Below are 1498 nucleotides of genomic sequence, written 5' to 3' on the forward strand. Positions count from 1 at the left end.
TGGGCGCGTTCAATCGGTCGATGCAACACTGGGTTGTTGTAGCGAGTGTAGTTGTTCGCCAAAGACTTCGGCGGGAGTTTTCCATCCAAGGACTTTTCTAGGACGGTTGTTGAGGGTGTAGGCGATGGCCTCGAGGTCCTCAGCTGACCACCGCGACAGATCAGTTCCCTTAGGAAAATATTGGCGCAGAACACCATTGGTGTTCTCGTTGGATGGTCGCTGCCACGGTGAGTGCGGATCGGCGAAGAACACCTGCGTTCCGGTGTCCATCGCGAACTGGGCGTGAGCGGACAGTTCCTTGCCGCGATCCCACGTCAACGTTTTGCGCAACTGCTGCGGCAGCGCGGCGATCGACGCTGTCAGTCCTGCATTCATCGCGATGGCACCGTAGCCACCGAGTGCGGGCCCGTTCTTCACAGGCGGCTGCTCACCCCAGCCCTGCTGGCGTGGCAGATGCACCAGAAGTGTTGCACGACTACGACGTTCAACGATCGTGCCGATCGCCGATCTCCCAGTTCCGATAATCAGATCACCCTCCCAGTGCCCGGGGACGGCACGGTCCTCGGCCTCGGCAGGGCGCTGACTGAACACGACATCGGAGGTGACGTGACCCTGCGGCTTGTTGCGCGAGCGGGCCCGCGGCTCCCTCAGTGCACGTCCGGTGCGCAGGCACGCGACCAGCTCACGTTTGAGCGCGCCGCGGCCCTCGATGAACAGGGACTGGTAGATCGCCTCGTGACTGATACGCATGGATTCATCATCGGGGAAGTCGACCTTCAAACGCTGGGAGATCTGCTCTGGACTCCACGCCAGCGACCACCGCCGGTTGGCCCGGTGCGGTTTGTTAAGCCCCTTCCATGGCGGTGGCGTGGGGCCCGCAGCGATCGTGCCATCGGGACGGCGGACAACGCCGGCCAGGCGGTCCTGTACGTACTCCCGCAACTCGACGTGGGCCACGAGCTTCGCTGTTTTCGGGCGCTTGGCGGCCTGCTGGGCTTTCCACTGCGCCACCAACGCCCGATACTCGAGCTTCCCGCTCCTGGTTGCGGCGTTGCGCCGTAGCTCACGCGAGATCGTGGCCGGACTCCGCCCGATCCACCGTGCGATCTCACGCACCCCACGATCCTGGGCGCGTAGCAGCGCGATCTCTTCCCGTTCGGCGAAGGATAGATAGCGGCCCGAAGGCTCATCCAGACTCAGCGGCCTCATGCCGCCAGCGTGGCGGAACCAGCGTGTACCCACCGGCACCGACACACCGACAGCGATCGATGCCTGTGCCGTGCTCACCCCCGTCGCGACCACCCGCCAAAACTCACGTTGCACCTGCCGCGACGGCTCCGGCCGCCCCGGCGATCGCATCGCCGGCCGAAGTGCACGATCAGCACGCCACTGCCGACGAACACCTACCGCCACATCGCTGGTCCTCCGACTCCAGTCCGCCGTAGCCACCGCAAACACCTCCATGATCATGGTGTTGCGACGACCAGTTGAATCCGCC

General features: G+C 64.2%; 1 protein-coding gene. It reads right to left on the reverse strand.

What is annotated here, in order from left to right:
- Positions 1-9: 9 nt before the first annotated feature.
- The gene (locus B1818_RS23795) at positions 10-1209 is read right to left on the reverse strand and encodes an IS30 family transposase (protein WP_101819295.1); all 1200 of its coding nucleotides are present in this window, start codon (positions 1207-1209) and stop codon (positions 10-12) included.
- Positions 1210-1498 lie beyond the last annotated feature (289 nt).

Origin of the sequence: Gordonia sp. IITR100 (assembly GCF_002009645.1) — a bacterium.
Taxonomy (GTDB): Bacteria; Actinomycetota; Actinomycetes; order Mycobacteriales; family Mycobacteriaceae; genus Gordonia; species Gordonia hongkongensis.

Bases quoted from the DNA above. Each gene is read 5' to 3' on its own strand.
- B1818_RS23795 (WP_101819295.1), bottom strand. From the start codon at position 1,209: ATGAGGCCGCTGAGTCTGGATGAGCCTTCGGGCCGCTATCTATCCTTC.